1 protein-coding gene is annotated in these 274 nt (G+C 68.6%); it reads left to right on the top strand.

The genetic code is table 11. The features are described 5' to 3' along the window. Positions 1–250 (top strand): rhodanese-like domain-containing protein (locus tag SB754_RS20195; protein WP_410784153.1); only part of this gene is annotated, 250 nt, incomplete at its 5' end. Positions 251–274: the final 24 nt, after the last annotated feature.

Here is a 274-nt window from a genome sequence, read left to right as displayed (position 1 = left end):
ATGGGAAGCGGGCCATGTCGACGGCGCCATCCACATTCCCCTCGACGCGCTGCCCGACCGCATTGAGGACCTGGATCCAGACCAGGACCTGGCGGTCATCTGCCGCACCGGCGGGCGCAGCGCCCGCGCCACCGCTTGGCTGGAGTCCCATGGCTACTCCGCGGTGAACGTCACCGGAGGCATGGGGGCATGGCTGGAAGCAGGCAAGCCCATGGTGTCCGACAACGGGCAGGAACCGACCGTCGTATGAGTACTCCGCTGGGTGCGGTCGGCG

The organism is Leifsonia sp. SIMBA_070, assembly GCF_046534635.1.
In the GTDB taxonomy this organism is placed as follows: Bacteria; Actinomycetota; Actinomycetes; order Actinomycetales; family Microbacteriaceae; genus Leifsonia.
This window is presented reverse-complemented; position numbering and strand designations above follow the sequence as displayed.